Annotated in this window: 2 protein-coding genes; both read right to left on the reverse strand. The window is 38.6% G+C overall.

The genetic code is table 11. From position 1 onward, the window contains the following. Nucleotides 1–70: 70 nt before the first annotated feature. Nucleotides 71–679: a hypothetical protein gene (locus GMD6S_RS08885; RefSeq protein ID WP_000780960.1), complete on the reverse strand. Its 609-nt coding sequence runs from the start codon at nucleotides 677–679 to the stop codon at nucleotides 71–73. 10 nt (nucleotides 680–689) lie between these two features. After that, on the reverse strand, nucleotides 690–1,952 hold a 1,263-nt coding region (locus GMD6S_RS12740; protein ID WP_000663797.1), incomplete at its 5' end, for a hypothetical protein.

The raw sequence follows: 1,952 nt of genomic DNA on the forward strand, positions 1-1,952 counted from the left end.
CACATCTTCCAAACAAGCTCTCTAGTTGTGAAGTCTATTTTTTTCGTAAAATCACTTTTGATATATAGTCTCATAAATCTGAGATATCGCCTCCATGTGCTAGTATATATTCTTTTCGACGATTGGCTTCTTCCTCCCAAAGAGGGTCGTCTACCACATCCATCGTTTGAATTTCAGTCAAACTTAGTTCATTTGCTTCTTCAAAAGTTAGAGATAGAATAGCCTCGTGCTTTTTCCTAAACTCCTCGACTGTTAGCCATGTCTTCTTATTATCCTCGCTAATTTGCCCATCAATCACCTTTGCAATCTCAAGCGCCATAATGTACATAGCTCGTTTATCAACTGTCAAAACTTCTAGATGGGTGGTTAAAATACGGAGATAGTCTCCCTTTTCATTATAATCCGTAGCAAATGCATCTTCAAAATTAATTTCAATACTTTCCTTAATATGTGAAAAGAGTCTTCGTACCCCTTCCTTTAGGGGGACACTAGACCATCTCTTATCGGCAGTGCCTTTCCTCAAGGATAAATTTGAGAAAAAATCTTCTTGTAATGCATCATTGTTCCCAGCATTTGAGTAAGAAATTTGCTCATCTTCTGGAAACCACATTTTACCAGCTAGTTCTAAATAACCATAAGGTACTCTTTTTGTATAATCACCTTTTAAATATAATTTCATTGTTCACTCCTTATTGCGTCAAGTATTTAAAAGCTTTCCACATATTTTTGATAACTTCTTCTTTAGCTCCTTTTCCAAGTCCATTTAGTTCAGATTGTTCATTTACCCAGTTTACAATATCCTGCCTACTTGAAATAGTTGAGGCTTCAATATCTATGTCGAGGTTATAACCTGACTTTCCACTCCCCGATTGAACTTGGATTTTCCCACTATCTGGCTCCGCATCAACTCGAATATTATCGACTTTTTTACCGTTAACTCGTCCAGAAATCTTTTTTCCAAAAGACTTACTCGTCGGTTTATTTGCCTTCCAGCTGTCATAGTTACTGGAATAATCAACCTGAATTTCGCCATTTTGTAAGGCTGTCTTTGTGATAGCTGATAAGCTAGTTACTGCTCCACTAGCTATCAGTACATTCCCATATTGAACCCCTGTTACAGATGCTGCGGTACCAGCTACGATACTTGTCCCTGCTGTTGGCGGACCAGCCATTACACTCAAGACTTCTAGGGCTCCACTCGCAAAGTAAACTCCCAATCCAGAGAAAATTTGAGCTACTCCACTCCAAAATTCGACTGAATTTGCTTCAAAGTTTTGGGCTTTTAGTTCATCAAGCTTTTTGTTAACCAAATGAGTATAGTCAGCATCATATTTCCCATTTTTTAAAACGACATAGCCTTGTTCCAAGGAATGAATTTCAATGATATTCCCTGTCTCATCAATCTTAAGAGTGTGATTGTAGTCGTCAATTATTTTATCCCATTCGGACTTGTCATGGCCTTTTAAGCGCTTCTTTAATTCGGCACGATAGTAGGCATCACCATCGTCCGATAGCATCATATCCCTAGAAGCTTTATTGATTGCACGAGTTTCTGAATCTTGAAAATCTCTTTTTGCATGCGAAACAATCTTCACATCCTTCATCTTTTGCACCCAGCTCATGTCCAGACCGTCCGCATAGTAGTTGCCATCGCTATCGACAATGACTTTACTTAGTTGCGTAGCTCCTTGAATCGCTAAGCTAAGGACTTCTAGACTATCGCTGAAATACTGGGAAACCTCTGAGACAAAAAATTCTAGTTTTTCAATCTTGTCATCCAAATCCTGAATACCTGACTCGATTTGAGACTTGGTATTGTAGAGGATGGTCTTCTCAGAGAAAGCTTTCCCCCAATTCAGTGTAAAGAAATCTTTGATTTGATTTAACCAATTCTCCCTCGCTTGAATCTGAGCTTCTACGATAGCTAACTGCTCTTCCCTCAATTTTTTCAG

This window comes from Streptococcus sp. GMD6S (genome assembly GCF_000297015.1).